The following is a 16542-nucleotide window of genomic DNA, read 5'->3' as shown; positions in this document are numbered from 1 at the left end:
GCATCGCGCCGTGGTCGCCCATCACTCTCACATGCGGAAGTGCTCGCCCAGGTACACCCGGCGCACTTCCGCGTTGTCGACGATGTCCGACGGCGTACCCTGAGCCAGCACCTGGCCGTCGCTGATGATGAAGGCGTGGTCGCAGATGCCCAGCGTCTCACGCACGTTGTGGTCGGTGATCAGCACGCCAATGCCGCGCGCCTTGAGAAAGCCAATGATGCGCTGGATCTCGATCACGGCGATCGGGTCGATGCCGGCAAAGGGCTCATCCAGCAGGATGAAGCGCGGCTGCGTGGCCAGCGCGCGCGCGATCTCCACGCGCCGGCGCTCGCCGCCCGACAGCGCCAGTGCAGGCGACTTGCGCAGGTGGTCCACGCGCAGCTCCTGCAGCAGCGCGGTCAGGCGCCGCTCCACCTCGGCGCGCGGCAGGGAGCGGCCGGCCTCGTCGGTCTGCAGCTCCAGCACCGCGCGCACGTTGTCTTCGACATTGAGCTTGCGAAAGATCGAGGCTTCCTGCGGCAGGTACGACAGGCCCAGCCGCGAGCGCCGGTGGATGGGCATGTCCGTCACGTCCTGCCCGTCGATGCTGATGCGGCCGCCGTCGCTGCGCACCAGGCCGACGATCATGTAGAACGACGTGGTCTTGCCGGCGCCGTTGGGGCCCAATAGGCCCACCACCTCGCCCTTTTGCACGACCACGGACACGTCCTTGACCACCTTGCGGCTGCCGTAGGACTTCTCCAGGTGCAGCGCCTCCAGGCGGCTGACGCCTTCGCTCATGCGCGCATCGTCCAAGGCCGCGCTCACTTCGCGCCGTCCAGGCTGGGGCTGGTACGCAGCGCGGGCGGCTCGGTGCGCACGGGCGGCGTGGCGCTGGTGCCCGAGGCAGGCTCCTTGGGCGCGAGCACCGCCCGCACCCGGCCGCCCGGCGTGCCGGCAGTGGCGCCGGCGGGCGCGGTCTTCTGCCCGTCCACGGTGAACACGTCCGTGAGGTTGTTGTAGACGATGAGGGCGCCGGCCAGCTCGTCGGTCAGTGTGGCCTCGCGGTAGCGGCGCAGCTCGGCGCGGCGGATGAGCTTCACCACGTCGGCGCGGCCATCGTATTCGATGACCTCGCCCTCGCCCTCGACGAACTCGTCGGGCGCGCCCGGCGCGGTGTCACGTTTTTGCCGGAAAAAAGCGCGCTTGCCCGGCTCGGCCGTCACCACACCGTACTGGAAGCCGTCGGCATCCTGGCGCACCTCCAGCTGCGCGCCGCGCAGCACGATGGTGCCCTTGGTCATGACGACACGGCCGGTGAAAACGCTGGTCTGCTTGAGCTCATCGTGGCGCAGGGCATCGGCCTCGATGTTCATGGGCTTGTTGCGGTCGGCTTTTTCGGCGTGCACCAGCGGCGATGCGGCCAGCGCCAGGGCCAGCGCTGCGGCGCGGGACAGGAGGAGGAAGGGCAATCGGGTTCTCATAGAGGGCACGAATCTTGCGATCATTGTACTGACGCAAGCGCGCCGCCGCCGCAGTGGATCGCATCAACCCGTACAGGCCTGCCACCGGCCGCCATGCCGCCGCGCCAACCGGTGCGCAGGCATGAAAAAAGCGCGCCCATAGGCGCGCTTGTCGCTGGTGGCGGCGGGGCGCTTCAGCCCTTGCGCGCTACGCCAACCAAGTGCTCCACCACCTGCAGCACGCTTTGCATGTTGCCCGCCATGGTGCCGTCGGTGTAGTAGCGGCCGGCCACTCCCATGGAGGGCACGCCCTCGACCTGGTAGCCGTCCTGCAGCTGCGACGCCTTGCGCACCTGGTTGGATACGGTGAAGGAGTTGTAGACCTCCTTGAACTTCGCCACGTCCACGCCCTGCTTGCCGATCCAGTCGAAGATCAGCTCGTCCTTGTTCAGCGGCAGGCGTTCCACGTGCACCGCACGGAACACCTTCGCATGCAGCTCGGGCAGCTTGCCCATGCCTTCCAGCGCGTAGTAGAGCTTTTGCTGCGGCACGAAGCTCGCATTGAACGCCACGGGCACGCGGCGGATATGCAGGTCCTTGGGCGCCGACTTGATCCAGGCCTCCAGCGAAGGCTCGAACGTATTGCAGTGCGGGCAGCTGTACCAGAAGAACTCGATAACTTCGATCTTCCCGGCAGGTGCCTCGGTTGCGACAGGCTTGCCCAGCTTGACGTAGTCCTTGCCTTCCTTGAACTGGCGGCCTTGCGCCAGTGCGGGCGCCGCCAGCGGCAGGCTCAGGGCGGTGGCCGCGGAGGCGACGGTCAGAGAAAACTCACGGCGTTTCATAGGTTGGGATCACTCCTGGACAGTATGGAGGGTTGTGAGCACCAGCGCGGGCAAAAGTTCAGCGCTGCACCCGGACCAGCGCGGACTCCACCCCCGCGCCATCGAGTTTTTCCTTCAGCGACTCGGCGTCGTCACGCTTGCCGAACGGGCCCACGCGCACGCGGAACACCGTGCGGCCGTTCTGCTCACGCTCGCTGACGCGCGCCTCCCAGCCCAGCATGGCCAGCTTGGCGCGCTGCGCATCGGCATCCTGCTGGGTGCGGAACGCGCCCGCCTGCACGAAGTATTCGAAAGGATCGGCACTGGTCGTGGGAGCGGGCGCCGCGTTGGCCTTGGCGCGGGCCAAGTCGCCCAGCGGGTCGGCCGACGTCGGTGCCGCGCCGGGCCGGCTGGCCGCCGCCCGCGGACCCGACGCAGGCTGGGCTGCGGCGGTCGCGGTGTCGGACGCGGGAGCGGCAGCCGGCGCAGCGGGGCGCACAGGGTTCTTGCCGTACAACGGCGCGTTGGGGTCCCAGTTCTTGTTCTTCGTGGCCTCGTCCTGCTCGGACGCACGCGGCGTGCTCTTGTTCAGGAAGGGCACGGGCACCTTGGTCACGTACACGGCCACGGCCAGCGCGGCTCCCAGGCCCACGATCACCCCGAGGATGAAGCCCACGATGGTGCCGCCGCGTTGCTGTTTCTTCATATCAGTGGTCACTTACATTCTGGCTGGCGCAGACACGCCCAGCACCGCCAATCCATTGTGCAATACCTGCGCTGTGGCCGCGACGAGCGCCAGCCGCGCCTGCTTGACGGCCTCGTCGTCCACCAGAATGCGTTCGGCGTCGTAATAGCTGTGGTAGGCGGCGGCCAGGTCGCGCAGGTAGAAGGTCACGTCGTGCGGCGCATTGCCGGCCGCGGCTGCGGTGAGCATCTCGGGATACTTGGCGAGCAGCAGCATCAGCGCCTGGGCCTGCGGGCCTTCCAGCGGCGACAGGTCCACATCGCGCAGCGCGGCCACGTCGTAGTCCTCGCGCCAGCCGCGCAGCACCGAGCAGATGCGCGCATGGGCGTACTGCACGTAATACACGGGGTTGTCGTTGTTCTGCGCCACGGCCAGGTCGACGTCGAAGGTGTATTCGGTGTCGGGCTTGCGCGACAGCAGGAAGAAACGCACCGCGTCCTTGCTGGTCCACTCGATCAGGTCGCGCAGCGTCACGTAGCTGCCGGCGCGCTTGCTGATCTTGACCTCCTCGCCATTGCGCACCACGCGCACCATGGTGTGCAGCACGTAGTCGGGGTAGCCCTGGGGGATGCCCACGTCCGCCGCCTGCAGGCCGGCGCGCACGCGCGCGATGGTGCCGTGGTGGTCCGTGCCCTGGATGTTCACCACCTTGGTGAAGCCGCGCTGGAACTTCTGGATGTGGTAGGCCACATCAGGCACGAAGTAGGTGTACGTGCCGTCCTGCTTGCGCATGACGCGGTCCTTGTCGTCCCCGTAGTCGGTGGATTTGAGCCACAGCGCGCCGTCCTGCTCGTAGGTTTTGCCGTTGGCGACGAGGCGCTGCACGGTAGCGTCCACATGGCCGTTGGCGTAGAGGCTGGACTCCAGGTAGTACTGGTCGAACTGGAGGTTGAAGGCCTGCAGATCCTTGTCCTGCTCGTTGCGCAGGTAGGCCACGGCGAACTGGCGGATGTTCTCGTAATCCTCGACATCGCCATTGGCCGTGAACGCGCGGTCATCGGCCTGGACGGTGGCCTTGGCGAGGAAGGCGTCGGCGATGTCCTGGATGTAATCGCCGTTGTAGAAATTCTTGGCCAGCGGGTTCTCGCTGTCCGTGGGCCAGCAGTCGTCGCCGGGCTTGAAGCCCTTGGCGCGCAGTTGCGTGCTCTTGGTGAGCGTGTCGATCTGCACGCCCGCGTCGTTGTAATAGAACTCGCGGTGCACGCTCCAGCCCTGGGTGGCGTACAGATGGCTGATGGCGTCGCCGATGGCGGCCTGGCGGCCGTGACCGACGTGCAGCGGGCCGGTGGGGTTGGCGGAGACGAACTCCACCAGGACTTTCTCGCCGCGCGCCGGCTGGTAGCCATATTGCGCGCCTTGCGCCAGCACCTCGCGCACCACCTGCTGCTTGGCGGCGGGCTTGAGGCGGATGTTCAGAAAACCGGGGCCGGCGATCTCGATGGCTTGCACCCATTTTTGGAACGCGGGCGTGGCCTCCAGCGCGGCCTGTAGCTGTTCGCCCAGTGCGCGGGGATTCTGCTTGAGGGGCTTGGCCAGCTGCATGGCGGCCGTGCACGCGAGGTCGCCATGGGCAGCGACCTTGGGAGATTCGAAGGCCGCGCGGCTGCCTGCGCCGGGCGACACCTTTTCCAGCTCGTCGGCCAGCGCCGCGAGCAATTCCTGTTTGACGGAGAGCATGGGGGCGGATTCTACGGGCCGACCCGTCATCCATTCGTGACCGCCCGGCGTTATGCTGGGTGGCCCGTGGGGCACTGCGTTGCCGACGGGCGCATTCACCTTTTCCTTTTTTGCAGGAGCATTACATGAAGAAACTGCTTCCCCTGTTGGCCGCTGCCGGCTTTGCCCTTTCGTTCGCCGCACACGCTGCGGACGCCCCCGCGGCCGGCGCCTCCGCCCCCGCCAAGGCGCCCACGGCGCAGCAGACGCGCATGAAGACCTGCAATGCCGACGCCGGCGCCAAGAACCTCAAGGGCGACGAACGCAAAGCTTTCATGAAGGAGTGCCTGAGCGGCAACAAGGCGTCCACCCAGCAGGACAAGATGAAGAGCTGTAACGCGGACGCCGGTGCGAAGAACCTCAAGGGCGACGCCCGCAAGGCCTTCATGAAAGAGTGCCTGAGCGGCGCGGCCAGCTAAAGGACCGACGCACCGCACGGGCCCGCCCATCGGGCCTGCACGAGCAAACCCCGCGCGCCTGCCGCCCGCGGGGTTTCTTTTTTTGCTCTTCCCTCGGCGCTCAGCGCGTGCCCACGCCGCGTGCCAGGAAGACGGCCAACAGCGGAATCAGCGCCAGCAGATGGGCCTCGATCATCACCAGACGGCGCGTGCTGCGCACCTGGTCATCCGAGGGCAGCGCGCCGCCGGCGCGCACCGCGCGGCGCCAGCGCAGGAAGCGCATGGTCGGGACGATGGACATCAGCCCGATCACCACGAACAACGTGACCTTGGCATGCAGCAGCGGCTGCGACCAGTACCACGCCCCGCCCTTTATGCCCCACCAGGTGCGCGCCAGCCCGGTGGCCAGCACCAGCAGCGCCGAGATACCGTACAGCATGTCCACCCGCGCCAGCCGCTCGACTGCGGCCGCGTTCATCCACTCCTTGCGGCACAGCGCGGTCTCGCTGGCAAGGAAGGTGGCGGCCATGAGGAAGGCCATGATGTGGGCATAGGCGAGCAGGGCTTCGGTGGTCACAGGTTTCCTTTCGGCGAAGGTACGCGCGGCGCGCACAGGTCATGGGCGGCGCGCGGAGAACTCCTGCGCCACCCAATCGTCGATCAGCGTCTTTTCGTGGCGCAGCTTGTCGCCAGGATAGCGGTCCCCGCGCATCTGGAATGCCAGGCCCGGCAGCGTGCGACTGCCTTCGGCCAAGGTACGGCCGTCAGGCGAGAGGCGCTTGAACTCCAGCGCGATGCGCGGCGGATGCACGTCGCGCACCACGCGCACCGCCTGGGCGGTGGCCCGCGCCACGGGCTCGAATGCACCGGCGCGGCGCACGTCGGTGATGTGCACCTCCGCGCGCTCGCCCTCCGGCAAGGCTGCGGCCACGCGCTCGGCCAGGTGCTCGCACAGCGCATCCATCCAGGCACGCCGGGCCGCGGCGGGCTCGTGCGGGGTTTGCTCGCGCGCCTCGGCAAAGCCGGCCGGATCCGCGTAGGTGACACTGACCATGCCGGCCGGCACCCCGTGGGCGCGCGGCGTGGTTTCTGCGTGCCGGGCGGGCAAGGCGCAGCCGGCGACCAGGGCCAGCGCCATAACGGCCAGCATCCAGCGAGCGGCGGGCAACGCGGGGAGAACAGAAAGAATGGGAATGCGCATGAAAGCTCCTGTACGGTGGGCCGTGCGTACGGCCCCGGCATGATGGCGGCCCGGTGGGAGGAATGCCGCGGCATTGTGCCCCGCGTTCATGTCAGACAGAGGCGGGCCGTGCCCAGAATTCGGGCTGCGCGTAATGGTGCTTCAGGTACTCGATCCACAGCCGCACGCGCAGCGGCAGGTGCTTGCGCTGGGGAAAGACGACATAGATGCCGTTGGGCGGCGCGGCGAACTCCTCCAGCACCGCCACCAGGCGGCCGGCCGCGATCTCGGACTCCACCTCCCAGGTGCTGCGCCAGGCGATGCCCCAGCCGCCCAGGCACCAGTCGTGCAGTACCTGGCCGTCAGAGCAATCGAGGGGCCCGCCCGGCTTGAAGTGCACGACCTCGGTGGCACCACCACCGCCGGCAACCGGCACGCGAAACGCCCAGCCGCGCGTTTGCGAGGCATCGCTGGAGAGGGTCAGGCAGTCGTGCTGCGCCAACTCGCCCGGGTGGGTGGGGGTGCCGCGCCGCTGCAGGTACTGGGGCGTGGCCACGCACAGGCGACGGTTGTCCGCCATGCGCACGCTGACCAGGGACGAGTCGGGCAGGTCGCCCACGCGCACGGCGCAGTCGTAGCCCTCGCCCGCCAGATCCACCACGCGGTCGCTCAGGTTCAGCGAGAGGGTCACCTCGGGGTGCAGGTCATGAAAGCGCGGCACCAGGGGTGCCACATGGCGCCGGCCAAAGCCCGCGGGTGCGGTGACGCGCAGATGCCCCGTGGCCTTCACGCCGCCAGCGGATACGCTGGCCTCGGCGTTGGCCACGTCGGACAGCAGGCGCTGGCAGTCCTCCAGGAAGGCGCTGCCCTCGTGCGTGAGGGTGATGCGCCGCGTGGTGCGCACCAGCAGCTTCACGCCCAGGTGCTCCTCCAGCGCGTCCAGGCGCCGCCCCATGATGGCCGGGGCCACGCCCTCGGCCTTGGCGGCGGCGGTGAGACTGCCCCGCGTGGCCACCGACACGAATGACTCGAACGCTTTGAGTTTGTCCATGAATACAAGCCAAATCAGGCTCCAAGCCTTATACAGCAAGCGCAAGCAGCTATCAATTTCATGAAAGCATGCACCGCATTCCCCATGCAGAGTGTGCCAATCTTTGCAAAAAAGTCATTGGTTAAGAGATATGTGCGCGATTTATTAATGGAAATATTTCCAATACAGTGGCATGCAAGGCTCCGCCATGGGCCACGGCTTTTCAATTACCGCTAGGGGGTTTCTCATGACCGCACGTACCCACGTCCACGGCCTGCAGGTGGCCAACGAACTGCACGCCTTCATCAACGAGCAGGTGCTGCCGGGCACCGGCGTCGAGCCGGCCGCCTTCTGGAAGGGCTTCGATGCCCTCGTGGCCGACCTGGCGCCCAAGAACGCGGCCCTGCTGGCCGAACGCGACCGCCTGCAAAAAGAACTGGACACCTGGCACAAGGCCAACCCGGGCCCCATCCAGGACATGGCAGGCTACCGCGCCTTCCTGAGCCAGATCGGCTACCTGGTCGAGCCCCCCAAGGGCGCGCAGGCCACCACCACTAACGTGGATGCCGAGCTGGCCATCCAGGCCGGCCCACAGCTGGTGGTGCCCATCCTGAACGCACGCTACGCCCTGAACGCCGCCAACGCGCGCTGGGGCTCGCTGTATGACGCGCTGTACGGCACCGACGTGATCGGCGAAGAAGGCGGCGCCGAGAAGGGCAAGGGCTACAACCCCGTGCGCGGCGCCAAGGTCATCGCATTCGCACGCGACTTTCTGGACCAGGCGGCCCCGCTGGCCAGCGGCTCGCACAAGGACGCCACGGCCTACAGGGTAGAGGGCGGCACGCTGGCCGTCACGCTCCAGGGCGGTGCCACCACCGGCCTGAAGAACGCGGCCCAGTTCGTGGGCTACCAGGGCAATGCGGCCGAGCCATCGTCCGTACTGCTGGTGAACAACGGCCTGCACATCGACATCCGCGTGGACCGCAACACCCCCATCGGCAAGGGCGACGCCGCCGGCGTGGCCGACGTGGTGGTGGAAGCTGCGCTGTCCACCATCCTGGACCTGGAAGACTCCGTGGCCGCCGTGGACGCCGAGGACAAGGTGCTGGGCTACAGCAACTGGCTGGGCATCCTCAAGGGCACGCTGACCGACACCTTCGACAAGGGCGGCAAGCAGGTCACGCGCGGCCTGAACCCCGACCGCGAATACAACGGCGCCGACGGCAAGCCCGTGAAGCTGCACGGCCGCTCGCTGATGTTCGTGCGCAACGTGGGCCATCTGATGACCAACCCCGCCATCCTGTGGGGTGCCGAGGGCAAGGAGATCCCCGAGGGCATCCTGGACGCCATGGTCACCACGGCCATCGCCATCCACGACCTCAAGGGCGGCGCGGGCGGCATCCGCAACAGCCGCACGGGCAGCGTCTACATCGTCAAGCCCAAGATGCACGGCCCTGCCGAAGTGGCGTTTGCCAACGAGCTGTTCGGCCGCGTGGAGCAGGTGCTGGGCCTGCCCGCCAACACCGTGAAGCTGGGCATCATGGACGAAGAGCGCCGCACCAGCGTGAACCTGAAGGCCTGCATTGCCGCCGCTCCGGCGCGCGTGGCCTTCATCAACACCGGCTTCCTGGACCGCACGGGCGACGAGATGCACACCGCCATGCAGGCCGGCCCCATGATCCGCAAGGGCGACATGAAGAGCAGCGCCTGGATCCAGGCCTACGAGCGCAACAACGTGCTGGTGGGCCTGTCCATGGGCCTGTCCGGCCGCGCGCAGATCGGCAAGGGCATGTGGGCCGCACCCGACCTGATGAAGGCCATGCTGGAGCAGAAGATCGCCCATCCCAAGGCCGGCGCCAACACCGCCTGGGTGCCCAACCCCACGGGCGCCACGCTGCACACGCTGCACTACCACCAGGTCAACGTGGCCGCCGTGCAGGCCGAGCTGCTGAAGGTGGACGCCGACGCCGAGCGCGACAACCTGCTGACCGGCCTGCTCACCGTGCCCGTGAGCAGCAACCCGCACTGGAGCGAGACCGAAAAGCAGCAGGAGCTGGACAACAACATCCAGGGCATCCTGGGCTACGTGGTGCGCTGGATCGACCAGGGCGTGGGCTGCTCCAAGGTGCCGGACATCAACGACATCGGCTTGATGGAAGACCGCGCCACGCTGCGCATCTCCAGCCAGCACGTGGCCAACTGGCTGCTGCACGGCGTGGTGACCGAAGGCCAGGTGCGCGCCACGTTCGAGCGCATGGCCGCCAAGGTGGACCAGCAAAACGGCGGCGACCCGCTGTACCAGCGCATGCACGGCCGCTTTGCCGAGTCCATGGCCTACCAGGCCGCCTGCGACCTGGTGTTCAAGGGCGTAGAGCAGCCCAGCGGCTACACCGAGCCGCTGCTGCACGCCTGGCGCCAGAAGGTGAAGGCCGCGCAGAAGAAGGCTTGATTGCTATTCAAACAATAGCTGCTAGCGCTTGATGGACGGGCGCCAGGGGCCATTTTGACCACAACGGCACCCGCGGGTGCCGTTGTGCTTTCGTACACTCTCTCCCCATGCCCACCGCCGCTCCTACCACCACGCACTGCCCGCTGTGCGGCCAATCCAACGGTTGCGCCGTGGCCGCCGGGCTGCCGGCGCAGCAATGCTGGTGCATGCACGAGAGCGTTTCGCGCGACGCACTGGCGCGCCTGCCCGCCGAGGCGCGCGGCCGCGCGTGCATCTGCCCGCTGTGTGCCCGCGAAGAGCCCGCTGCGCCGCAGGCCCCGGCACCCGTCGTTCCCAACCCCTGAACCCCAACCGGAATCCCAACACCATGCCCACGTACCACATCGAGATGATGGAAGGCCGCACCGTCGAGCAAAAGCGCAAGCTGGTCGAGGAGATCACGCGCGTGTCCGTCGAAATCCTGGGGGGCTCCCCCGAATCGGTGGACATCCTGATCACGGACGTGAAGCGCGAGAACTGGGCCACGGGCGGCAAGCTCTGGCTGGACCGGCAGTAAGCCGCCCTCCAACGCACCACAGGCCGATCGCCCATGTGCCAGCTCCTTGGCATGAATGCCAACACGCCCACCGACGTGACCTTCAGCTTCACGGGGTTTGCGCAACGCGCCGGCAACACGGCCGACCACACGGACGGCTGGGGCATCGCCTTCTTCGAGGGGCGCGGGCTGCGCCACTTCGTGGACCATGAGCGTGCCACCGATTCACCCGTGGCGGAGCTGATCCGCCGCTACCCCATCAAGAGCCGCAACGTCATCGCCCACATCCGCAAGGCGACCCAGGGCGTGGTGAGCCTGGAAAACTGCCACCCCTTCGTGCGCGAGCTGTGGGGGCGCTACTGGGTGTTTGCGCACAACGGCGACCTCAAGGACTTCCGTCCGCGCCTGCACGCGCATTTTCACCCGGTCGGCACCACCGACAGCGAGCATGTGTTCTGCTGGCTGATGCAAGAGCTGAGCAAGTCCCACGCCGGCATGCCGAGCATCGAGGAGCTGACGCTGACGCTGCGCGAGCTGGCGGCGCGCATTGCGCCCCACGGCACCTTCAACTTCCTGCTGTCCAACGGGCAGGCGCTGTGGGCGCACGCGTCCACCCACCTGTACTACATCGAACGCCGCCACCCGTTCTCGCAAGCCCAGCTGTGCGATGAAGACCTGCGCGTAGACTTCTCCGCGCACACCACGCCCCACGACAAGGTGGCCGTGGTCGTCACGGCGCCGCTGACCTCCAACGAGCAATGGACTGCCTTCCAGTCGGGGGAGATGCGGGTGTTCGTGGACGGCCAGTGCCAGGCCGCCTGAGCGCCCCGGCCGGCGGCGCCGCCCCGCAGTGGCGGTAGGAGACGGCTGACCCACCCCTCCTGCACGGGCCGACAGCCCCTTCGCAGGGCCGTTTCGATACTGGCCCTTTTTTCTAGGGGGACAGCCATGCCAAAGATCTGCACCGCCAGGCTGGTGACCGCAGCCTGCGGGCTGGTGCTCGCCGCAGCGGCCCATGCCGACGCCAGCACGAAAGACCGCGAATTCCTGACGCAGGCCGCTACCGGCGGGCTCTACGAGGTCCAAGCCGGCAAGCTTGCACAGAACCGCGCTACGGCCAACGAAGTGAAATCGTTTGGCGCCATGCTGGTGAAGGACCACACCGCCGCCAACGATGAACTCCGGGCCTTGGCAGCGCGCAAGGGCGTCGCGCTGCCAACCACCCTCCCTGGCGACAAGCAAAAGCAACTGGACCAGCTCGCCAAGGCCCAGAAATTCGACCAGGAATTCCTCTCGCAGGTGGGCCTTAACGACCACCGCCGCGATATCGCGCTGTTCGAGGCGGCCGGCAAAGACGCAGACGATCCGGAGATCCAGACCTTCGCCCTCAAGGCGCTGCCGAAACTCAAGGCACACAAGGACCACGCCGAAGACCTGGCGGTTTCCATCAAGCGATGAAGGCCCGGCCCATGGGTGGCCGCATCGCCACCCGCGTGAGGGAGGCGATGACTGACTCCGACGGCCGGTGGCCTGCCCAACCTGGCCCGACCTCACCGTACGCGGGCAGCAGCACGCGCGGGTAGCAGCGCGCTAGGGCGTCAACACCACCTTGCGGCACTCCTCTTCCTTCTTCTCGAAGATTTCATAGCCGCGCGCGGCATCGGCAAGCTTCATGCGGTGGGAAATGATGACCTCCGGCCGCATGCGGCCGTTGGCGATGTGTTCCAGCAACTGGGGCATGTACTTTTGCGCGTGCGTCTGCCCCATGCGGAAGGTCAACCCCTTCTCGAAGGCATCGCCGAAGAGGAAGCCGTGGATGAAGCCGGCATAGACCCCGGGCACGCTGAGGACTCCGCCGCGGCGCGTCGCGGCGATGCACTGGCGCAGCGCCTTGCCGCTGGAACCCTCCAGCCGCACGGCGGTGAGCGCCGTCTCCAGCGCGCTGCCCTTGGCCTCGAATCCTACGGCGTCGATCGTGGCGTCCACGCCGTGCCCACCCGTGGCCGAGAGAATGGTTTCGGCCGGGTCCTCGTCCTTGTCGAAGTTGATGGGCACCACGCCGTACGTGGCCTGGGCAAACTGCAGCCGGTACTCGTTGTGGTCCACCATGAAGACCTGCTCCGCGCCCAGGAAGCGCGCCGCCAGGGCGCTCATCAGCCCCACCGGTCCCGCGCCGAAGATCGCCACAGAAGAGCCTGCCCCGATCTGTGCATTGACCGCCGCCTGGTAGCCGGTGGGCAGGATGTCGGACAGGAAAAGCACCTGCTCGTCGCTCAGCACCTGGGGCACCTTCAGCGGCCCGACGTTGCCGTGCGGCACCCGCACGTATTCTGCCTGCCCGCCGGGGTAACCGCCGTAGAGGTGGCTGTAGCCGAACAGCCCTGCACCCGCGGTGGCGTTCTTTTTGTTGAGGATGGCGCCGCGTCCCGGATTGGTGTTCTCGCAGGCCGCGAACAGGGTCTTGTCGCAATAGAAGCAGGATCCGCAGGCGATGACGAACGGCACCACCACGCGATCACCAGGGCGCAGCGCCGTCACTGCAGGGCCCACCTCTTCCACGATACCCATGAATTCATGGCCGAGGATGTCGCCGTCCTTCATGCCAGGGATCTTTCCGCGGTAGATATGCAGATCCGAGCCGCAGATGGCCGTGGCGGTGACGCGCAGCAGCACATCGTCCTGTGCGAGCAGCACGGGGTCGGGCACGTTTTCCACGCGCACGTCCTTGGCGCCTTGGTAGGTGAGAGCTTTCATGCGATCACTCCGTCAATGGCCGGGGACACCGGGCGCACGGCGCGCCGGGCTGTGCGCCGGGGTTCAGATTTCCATGCCTTCGGGTTCGCCGGCTTCGATCAATGCGCTGTTCAACAGCGTGACGTCCGTTGCCAACGCGTTGCGGCGACCATCGCCGCCGATGCGGAAATGGGCCATGGGACTGTTGACGAACTGGAGCGCGGAGCCAAAGCAGGGGGAAGGCAGGATCAGCGTTCCCACCGCCGCGTTGTCGACCAGTTGGAACGTCGGCAGCATGACGCGGTTGGACTCGGAAAACCCGATCTTCAGAAACGTGCGGAAGGATCCGGCGCGCATCCCCGTCAGCTCGATGAAGCCGGTGGCCATGGGCACGGTGAAGCCCTCCGCGCTAAAGGTGTCGATGCCGGAAAGCAAGGCCGCCCGCACATGCTTGACCTTCGTGACGACGTAACTGTCCCAATCCGGTTGAAAGGTCTGGGCTTTTTGCAGATTCGTTCCCCAGGGATGGGGAGTTGATGTGGTCATGGGTAGTCCTATGGGTGCGGACCAGATGCGGTATCCACCAGAGTTCGATCACGTTTGAAACGTCTCATCCTGCGGACATGCCCTCGCACGGGATGTAGGAGCACGCTTATATGGCTGACAGCTTGGGGCTCAAGCGCGCGTGCCGACCCGCGCGGGACACCGGCTGGATCGAAGGCCCTGCCTACTGCGGGCCTCCGATCCCGTGCCAGACGTCAACGGTCGTTCTTGTGGCTCTGGCTGCCGGCGCGCGCCTGCTGCTCGCTGCTGCTGCCCCGGGTATTACCCGAGCCGGAAGAGGCGTTGTTGCCCCCACCGCCATGGCTCTTGGCTCCCGCAGCGCGGGCTTCCTGCGATGTGAACTCGTGGGCGTTGCCCGAAGCGTGCGCTGCACGCCCCCCCTCTGCGGCGATCTCGCGCTGGCGGTCGGGGTCCATCGAGGCAAATCCGCGCCCCGAGCCCGACTGCCCTTGGTTGTTGTCCCGGCTCCCCTGGCTCTGATTGCGGTTGCCTTGGTTCTGGTTGCCCTGATTGGTGTTTGCCATTTCCATCTCCGGTAAGTTGAACAAGTCACACGGAAACTGCCGTGTGAAGTTCACTGTCGGGGGACTGCAAAGGGCCAACCGTAGGCTAGGGACTACCCGTCCGTAGGCGCGGCTTGACGAATGGACGGTGGGAACAAAAAAGCCCTTGGGAACAAGGGTTGGGGAATGTGGCGCGGCTGGCGGGGATCGAACCCACGACCCTTGGCTTCGGAGGCCAATACTCTATCCACTGAGCTACAGCCGCTGGGAAAGTCCGCCCGATGGCGAACAAGCGGCGGATTATCGCACGTGGCTGTGGCTACAGACGAAAACCCAACCCCCGCAGATAAGCGTCAATGGCGCCTCGGCTGACGGTCACCAGATCGAAGCGTCCATGGGTCAGCAACCAGGACTGCAGCAGGCCATCGAACAGCGCCTGTACACCCATCGCGGCGGTGTGTGGCTCCATCGGCAATTGCAGGTTCTGGTCTTCTGCCGCCGAACGCAATTCACCCTCGATCAGCGCGCAAAAATCTGCACAGCCTTCGATATGGTTGTCGCGCACCGCCGCGAGGTCGTTGACGTATTCGACCCGGTACAACGCGATCTCGAACACCCGGCGCGTGCGCTCGTCCTGGACGATGGTGCGCTGGACGAAGTCCACCATGGAGCGCAGCCGCTCCAACGGGGGCAGAGTGGCCATGCTGGCGCTCTTGCTGCCCACCTGCTCCAGCGGGTGGGTCACCCGGTCCATCATGGCATTGAACAAGGCCACTTTGTCCTTGAAATGCCAGTAGATCGCGCCGCGCGTGGCGCCCGCAGCCTGGGCAATGTCGCTCAGCGAGGCGCGCGACACGCCTTTTTCGTAGAACACACGCTCGGCAGCATCCAAAAGGCTGTTGCGCGTAGCATCTGCATCTTCCTTGGTACGTCGTGCCATGGATGGGAACCTCCAAAACGTGGATACAGCAACGGCCGCGCTTTCCAAGTAATTATACATTCATGGATGTATGTATAATCATTCCCCTTTGCGCGTCTGTCATTTACCCGTGTCAGCATCACCCGCCGGTCTCAAACAACATCTAACGCATACCGCCGTCAAAGGATTTCCATGCCTCGCCTGAACAACGCAACAGCCCGTGCTATCCGCCCCTTCCAGCGTACCCCTGTCCCCGCAGCCCTCGCGGTTGCGCTGGCAGCGGCCCTCGCGCTCGGCGCCTGCGGTCAGAAAAGCGACGCCCCCGCCGCGGGCGCATCACCCCGCGCACCGGAGGTGGGCGTGGTCACCGTGCAGCCGGGGGACATCGGGCTGGTCACCGAATTGCCCGGCCGGCTGGAAGCCTCGCGCGTTGCCGAAGTGCGCGCTCGGGCCGCGGGCATTCTGCAAAAGCGCCTCTTCAGGGAAGGCAGCGATGTGAAGGCCGGCCAGCAACTGTTCCTGATCGACAGCGCGCCCTACCAGGCCAGTGTGGCCCAGGCCGAGGCCAGCGTGGCCCAGGCCGAGGCGAGCCTGGCGCAAAGCCGTGCGCTGGCCGAGCGCTATCGCCCGCTGGTGGCCGTCAACGCCATCAGCAAGCAGGAATACGACAATGCGGTCGCCGCGCAGAAGACCGCCGAAGCCAATGTTGCCGCCGCCAAGGCCGCGCTGACCACGTCGCGCATCAACCTGGGCTATGCGACGGTCACCGCTCCGATTTCCGGCCGCATTGGCCGCGCCCTCGTCACGGAAGGCGCGCTGGTGGGCCAGGGCACACCCACCGAGCTGGCGGTGATCCAGCAGATCGACCCCCTGTATATCAACTTCACGCAGTCCGCCTCGGAGGCCATCAAGCTGAAGGCCGCCATGGCCAGCGGCAAGTACAAGCAGTCCAGTGCCAATGCGGCCAACGTGCGCGTGGTGCTGGAAGACGGCAGCGTGTATCCGCAGGCGGGCCGGCTGCTGTTCACCGACCTCACGGTGGATGCCACCAGCGGCCAGGTGACCCTGCGTGCCGAGGTTCCCAACAGCGACCGCTCGCTGCTGCCCGGCCTGTATGTGCGGGTGCGCCTGGAGCAGGCGCAGGTGGACAACGGCATCTTGCTGCCCCAGCAGGCCGTCACCCGATCGGGCAAGGCCGACACAGTGCTGGTGGTGGGCGCGGACAACCATGTCACGCCGCGGGTGGTCAAGCTGGGGCCCGCCCAGGGCGCCCATTGGGTGGTGCTTGAGGGCCTGAAGTCGGGTGAGCAGGTGATGGTGGACGGATTCCAGAAGCTGCCACGCGGCAAGCCTGGCGACCCCATCGTTGTCAAGCCCGTCGCCTGGCAAGCTGCTGGCGCCGCCCAACAGCCCGCCGCGGCACCCGCATCCGCGCCGGCAGCGCCCGCCACCCCCGCTTCGGCGGCCTCCAGTCAGCCGGCCCCTGCGGCGGCAAAGCAATAAA

The 16542-nt window shown here is 66.8% G+C and carries 19 protein-coding genes and 1 tRNA gene; 7 read left to right on the top strand and 13 right to left on the bottom strand.

Annotated features, from left to right (window positions below; all coding sequences use genetic code 11):
* Nucleotides 1-27: 27 nt before the first annotated feature.
* The 5 genes from lptB to argS form a co-directional block, all read right to left on the bottom strand.
* A complete protein-coding gene (gene lptB / locus DTPSY_RS01665) occupies nt 28-780 on the bottom strand; it encodes an LPS export ABC transporter ATP-binding protein (protein ID WP_012655406.1) in 753 nt (250 codons plus the stop codon).
* 23 nt (nt 781-803) lie between these two features.
* A complete protein-coding gene (gene lptA / locus DTPSY_RS01660) occupies nt 804-1463 on the bottom strand; it encodes a lipopolysaccharide transport periplasmic protein LptA (RefSeq protein WP_041838776.1) in 660 nt (219 codons plus the stop codon).
* 173 nt (nt 1464-1636) lie between these two features.
* Nucleotides 1637-2287, bottom strand: a complete 651-nt coding sequence (locus DTPSY_RS01655) for a thiol:disulfide interchange protein DsbA/DsbL (RefSeq protein WP_011803808.1) — start codon at nt 2285-2287, stop codon at nt 1637-1639.
* A gap of 58 nt (nt 2288-2345) precedes the next feature.
* A complete protein-coding gene (locus DTPSY_RS01650) occupies nt 2346-2972 on the bottom strand; it encodes an SPOR domain-containing protein (RefSeq protein WP_012655404.1) in 627 nt (208 codons plus the stop codon).
* A 12-nt stretch (nt 2973-2984) separates the two neighbouring features.
* The gene (argS, locus tag DTPSY_RS01645) at nt 2985-4688 is read right to left on the bottom strand and encodes an arginine--tRNA ligase (protein WP_012655403.1); all 1704 of its coding nucleotides are present in this window, start codon (nt 4686-4688) and stop codon (nt 2985-2987) included.
* Nucleotides 4689-4813: 125 nt separating this feature from the next.
* Here argS and DTPSY_RS01640 point away from each other — a divergent pair, with 125 nt between their 5' ends.
* Nucleotides 4814-5146, top strand: coding sequence for a PsiF family protein (locus tag DTPSY_RS01640; protein ID WP_012655402.1), 333 nt, complete (start codon nt 4814-4816; stop codon nt 5144-5146).
* Between the two features lie 100 nt (nt 5147-5246).
* Here the strand turns inward: DTPSY_RS01640 and DTPSY_RS01635 are convergent, their stop codons facing one another.
* The 3 genes from DTPSY_RS01635 to DTPSY_RS01625 form a co-directional block, all read right to left on the bottom strand.
* Nucleotides 5247-5702 carry a DUF2214 family protein gene (locus DTPSY_RS01635; protein ID WP_012655401.1) on the bottom strand — a complete coding sequence of 152 codons (456 nt, stop codon included), beginning with the start codon at nt 5700-5702 and terminating at the stop codon, nt 5247-5249.
* Between the two features lie 39 nt (nt 5703-5741).
* Nucleotides 5742-6326, bottom strand: a complete 585-nt coding sequence (locus DTPSY_RS01630; RefSeq protein WP_012655400.1) for a DUF3016 domain-containing protein — start codon at nt 6324-6326, stop codon at nt 5742-5744.
* A 91-nt stretch (nt 6327-6417) separates the two neighbouring features.
* Nucleotides 6418-7356, bottom strand: a complete 939-nt coding sequence (locus DTPSY_RS01625; protein WP_012655399.1) for a LysR family transcriptional regulator — start codon at nt 7354-7356, stop codon at nt 6418-6420.
* A gap of 226 nt (nt 7357-7582) precedes the next feature.
* On the opposite strand from DTPSY_RS01625, the gene DTPSY_RS01620 reads away from it, so the two are divergent.
* The 5 genes from DTPSY_RS01620 to DTPSY_RS01600 all read left to right on the top strand — a co-directional run bounded on the left by DTPSY_RS01620 (nt 7583) and on the right by DTPSY_RS01600 (nt 11777).
* Nucleotides 7583-9784: a malate synthase G gene (locus DTPSY_RS01620; protein WP_012655398.1), complete on the top strand. Its 2202-nt coding sequence runs from the start codon at nt 7583-7585 to the stop codon at nt 9782-9784.
* Between the two features lie 107 nt (nt 9785-9891).
* On the top strand, nt 9892-10128 hold the full coding sequence (locus tag DTPSY_RS01615; protein ID WP_012655397.1) for a cysteine-rich CWC family protein: 237 nt from the start codon (nt 9892-9894) through the stop codon (nt 10126-10128).
* 23 nt (nt 10129-10151) lie between these two features.
* A complete protein-coding gene (locus DTPSY_RS01610) occupies nt 10152-10340 on the top strand; it encodes a 4-oxalocrotonate tautomerase (protein ID WP_011803799.1) in 189 nt (62 codons plus the stop codon).
* Nucleotides 10341-10373: 33 nt separating this feature from the next.
* Nucleotides 10374-11141: a class II glutamine amidotransferase gene (locus tag DTPSY_RS01605; RefSeq protein WP_012655396.1), complete on the top strand. Its 768-nt coding sequence runs from the start codon at nt 10374-10376 to the stop codon at nt 11139-11141.
* Nucleotides 11142-11267: 126 nt separating this feature from the next.
* Nucleotides 11268-11777: a DUF4142 domain-containing protein gene (locus DTPSY_RS01600; RefSeq protein ID WP_012655395.1), complete on the top strand. Its 510-nt coding sequence runs from the start codon at nt 11268-11270 to the stop codon at nt 11775-11777.
* A gap of 132 nt (nt 11778-11909) precedes the next feature.
* Here the strand turns inward: DTPSY_RS01600 and DTPSY_RS01595 are convergent, their stop codons facing one another.
* The 5 genes from DTPSY_RS01595 to DTPSY_RS01575 form a co-directional block, all read right to left on the bottom strand.
* The gene (locus tag DTPSY_RS01595; RefSeq protein ID WP_012655394.1) at nt 11910-13073 is read right to left on the bottom strand and encodes a zinc-dependent alcohol dehydrogenase; all 1164 of its coding nucleotides are present in this window, start codon (nt 13071-13073) and stop codon (nt 11910-11912) included.
* Between the two features lie 63 nt (nt 13074-13136).
* Nucleotides 13137-13598 carry a hypothetical protein gene (locus DTPSY_RS01590; protein WP_012655393.1) on the bottom strand — a complete coding sequence of 154 codons (462 nt, stop codon included), beginning with the start codon at nt 13596-13598 and terminating at the stop codon, nt 13137-13139.
* Nucleotides 13599-13810: 212 nt separating this feature from the next.
* Entirely contained in the window at nt 13811-14140 is a 330-nt protein-coding gene (locus DTPSY_RS01585; RefSeq protein ID WP_012655392.1) for a KGG domain-containing protein, read from the bottom strand.
* Nucleotides 14141-14308: 168 nt separating this feature from the next.
* A tRNA-Arg gene (locus DTPSY_RS01580) sits at nt 14309-14384 on the bottom strand.
* A 54-nt stretch (nt 14385-14438) separates the two neighbouring features.
* The gene (locus tag DTPSY_RS01575; protein ID WP_012655391.1) at nt 14439-15059 is read right to left on the bottom strand and encodes a TetR family transcriptional regulator; all 621 of its coding nucleotides are present in this window, start codon (nt 15057-15059) and stop codon (nt 14439-14441) included.
* Nucleotides 15060-15230: 171 nt separating this feature from the next.
* Here DTPSY_RS01575 and DTPSY_RS01570 point away from each other — a divergent pair, with 171 nt between their 5' ends.
* Nucleotides 15231-16541, top strand: coding sequence for an efflux RND transporter periplasmic adaptor subunit (locus DTPSY_RS01570; RefSeq protein ID WP_012655390.1), 1311 nt, complete (start codon nt 15231-15233; stop codon nt 16539-16541).
* Nucleotide 16542 lies beyond the last annotated feature (1 nt).

Origin of the sequence: [Acidovorax] ebreus TPSY (assembly GCF_000022305.1) — a bacterium.
GTDB lineage: Bacteria > Pseudomonadota > Gammaproteobacteria > Burkholderiales > Burkholderiaceae_C > Diaphorobacter > Diaphorobacter nitroreducens.
The sequence above is the reverse complement of the archived record's forward strand: the minus strand, read 5'-3'. Positions and strand labels throughout refer to the sequence as shown.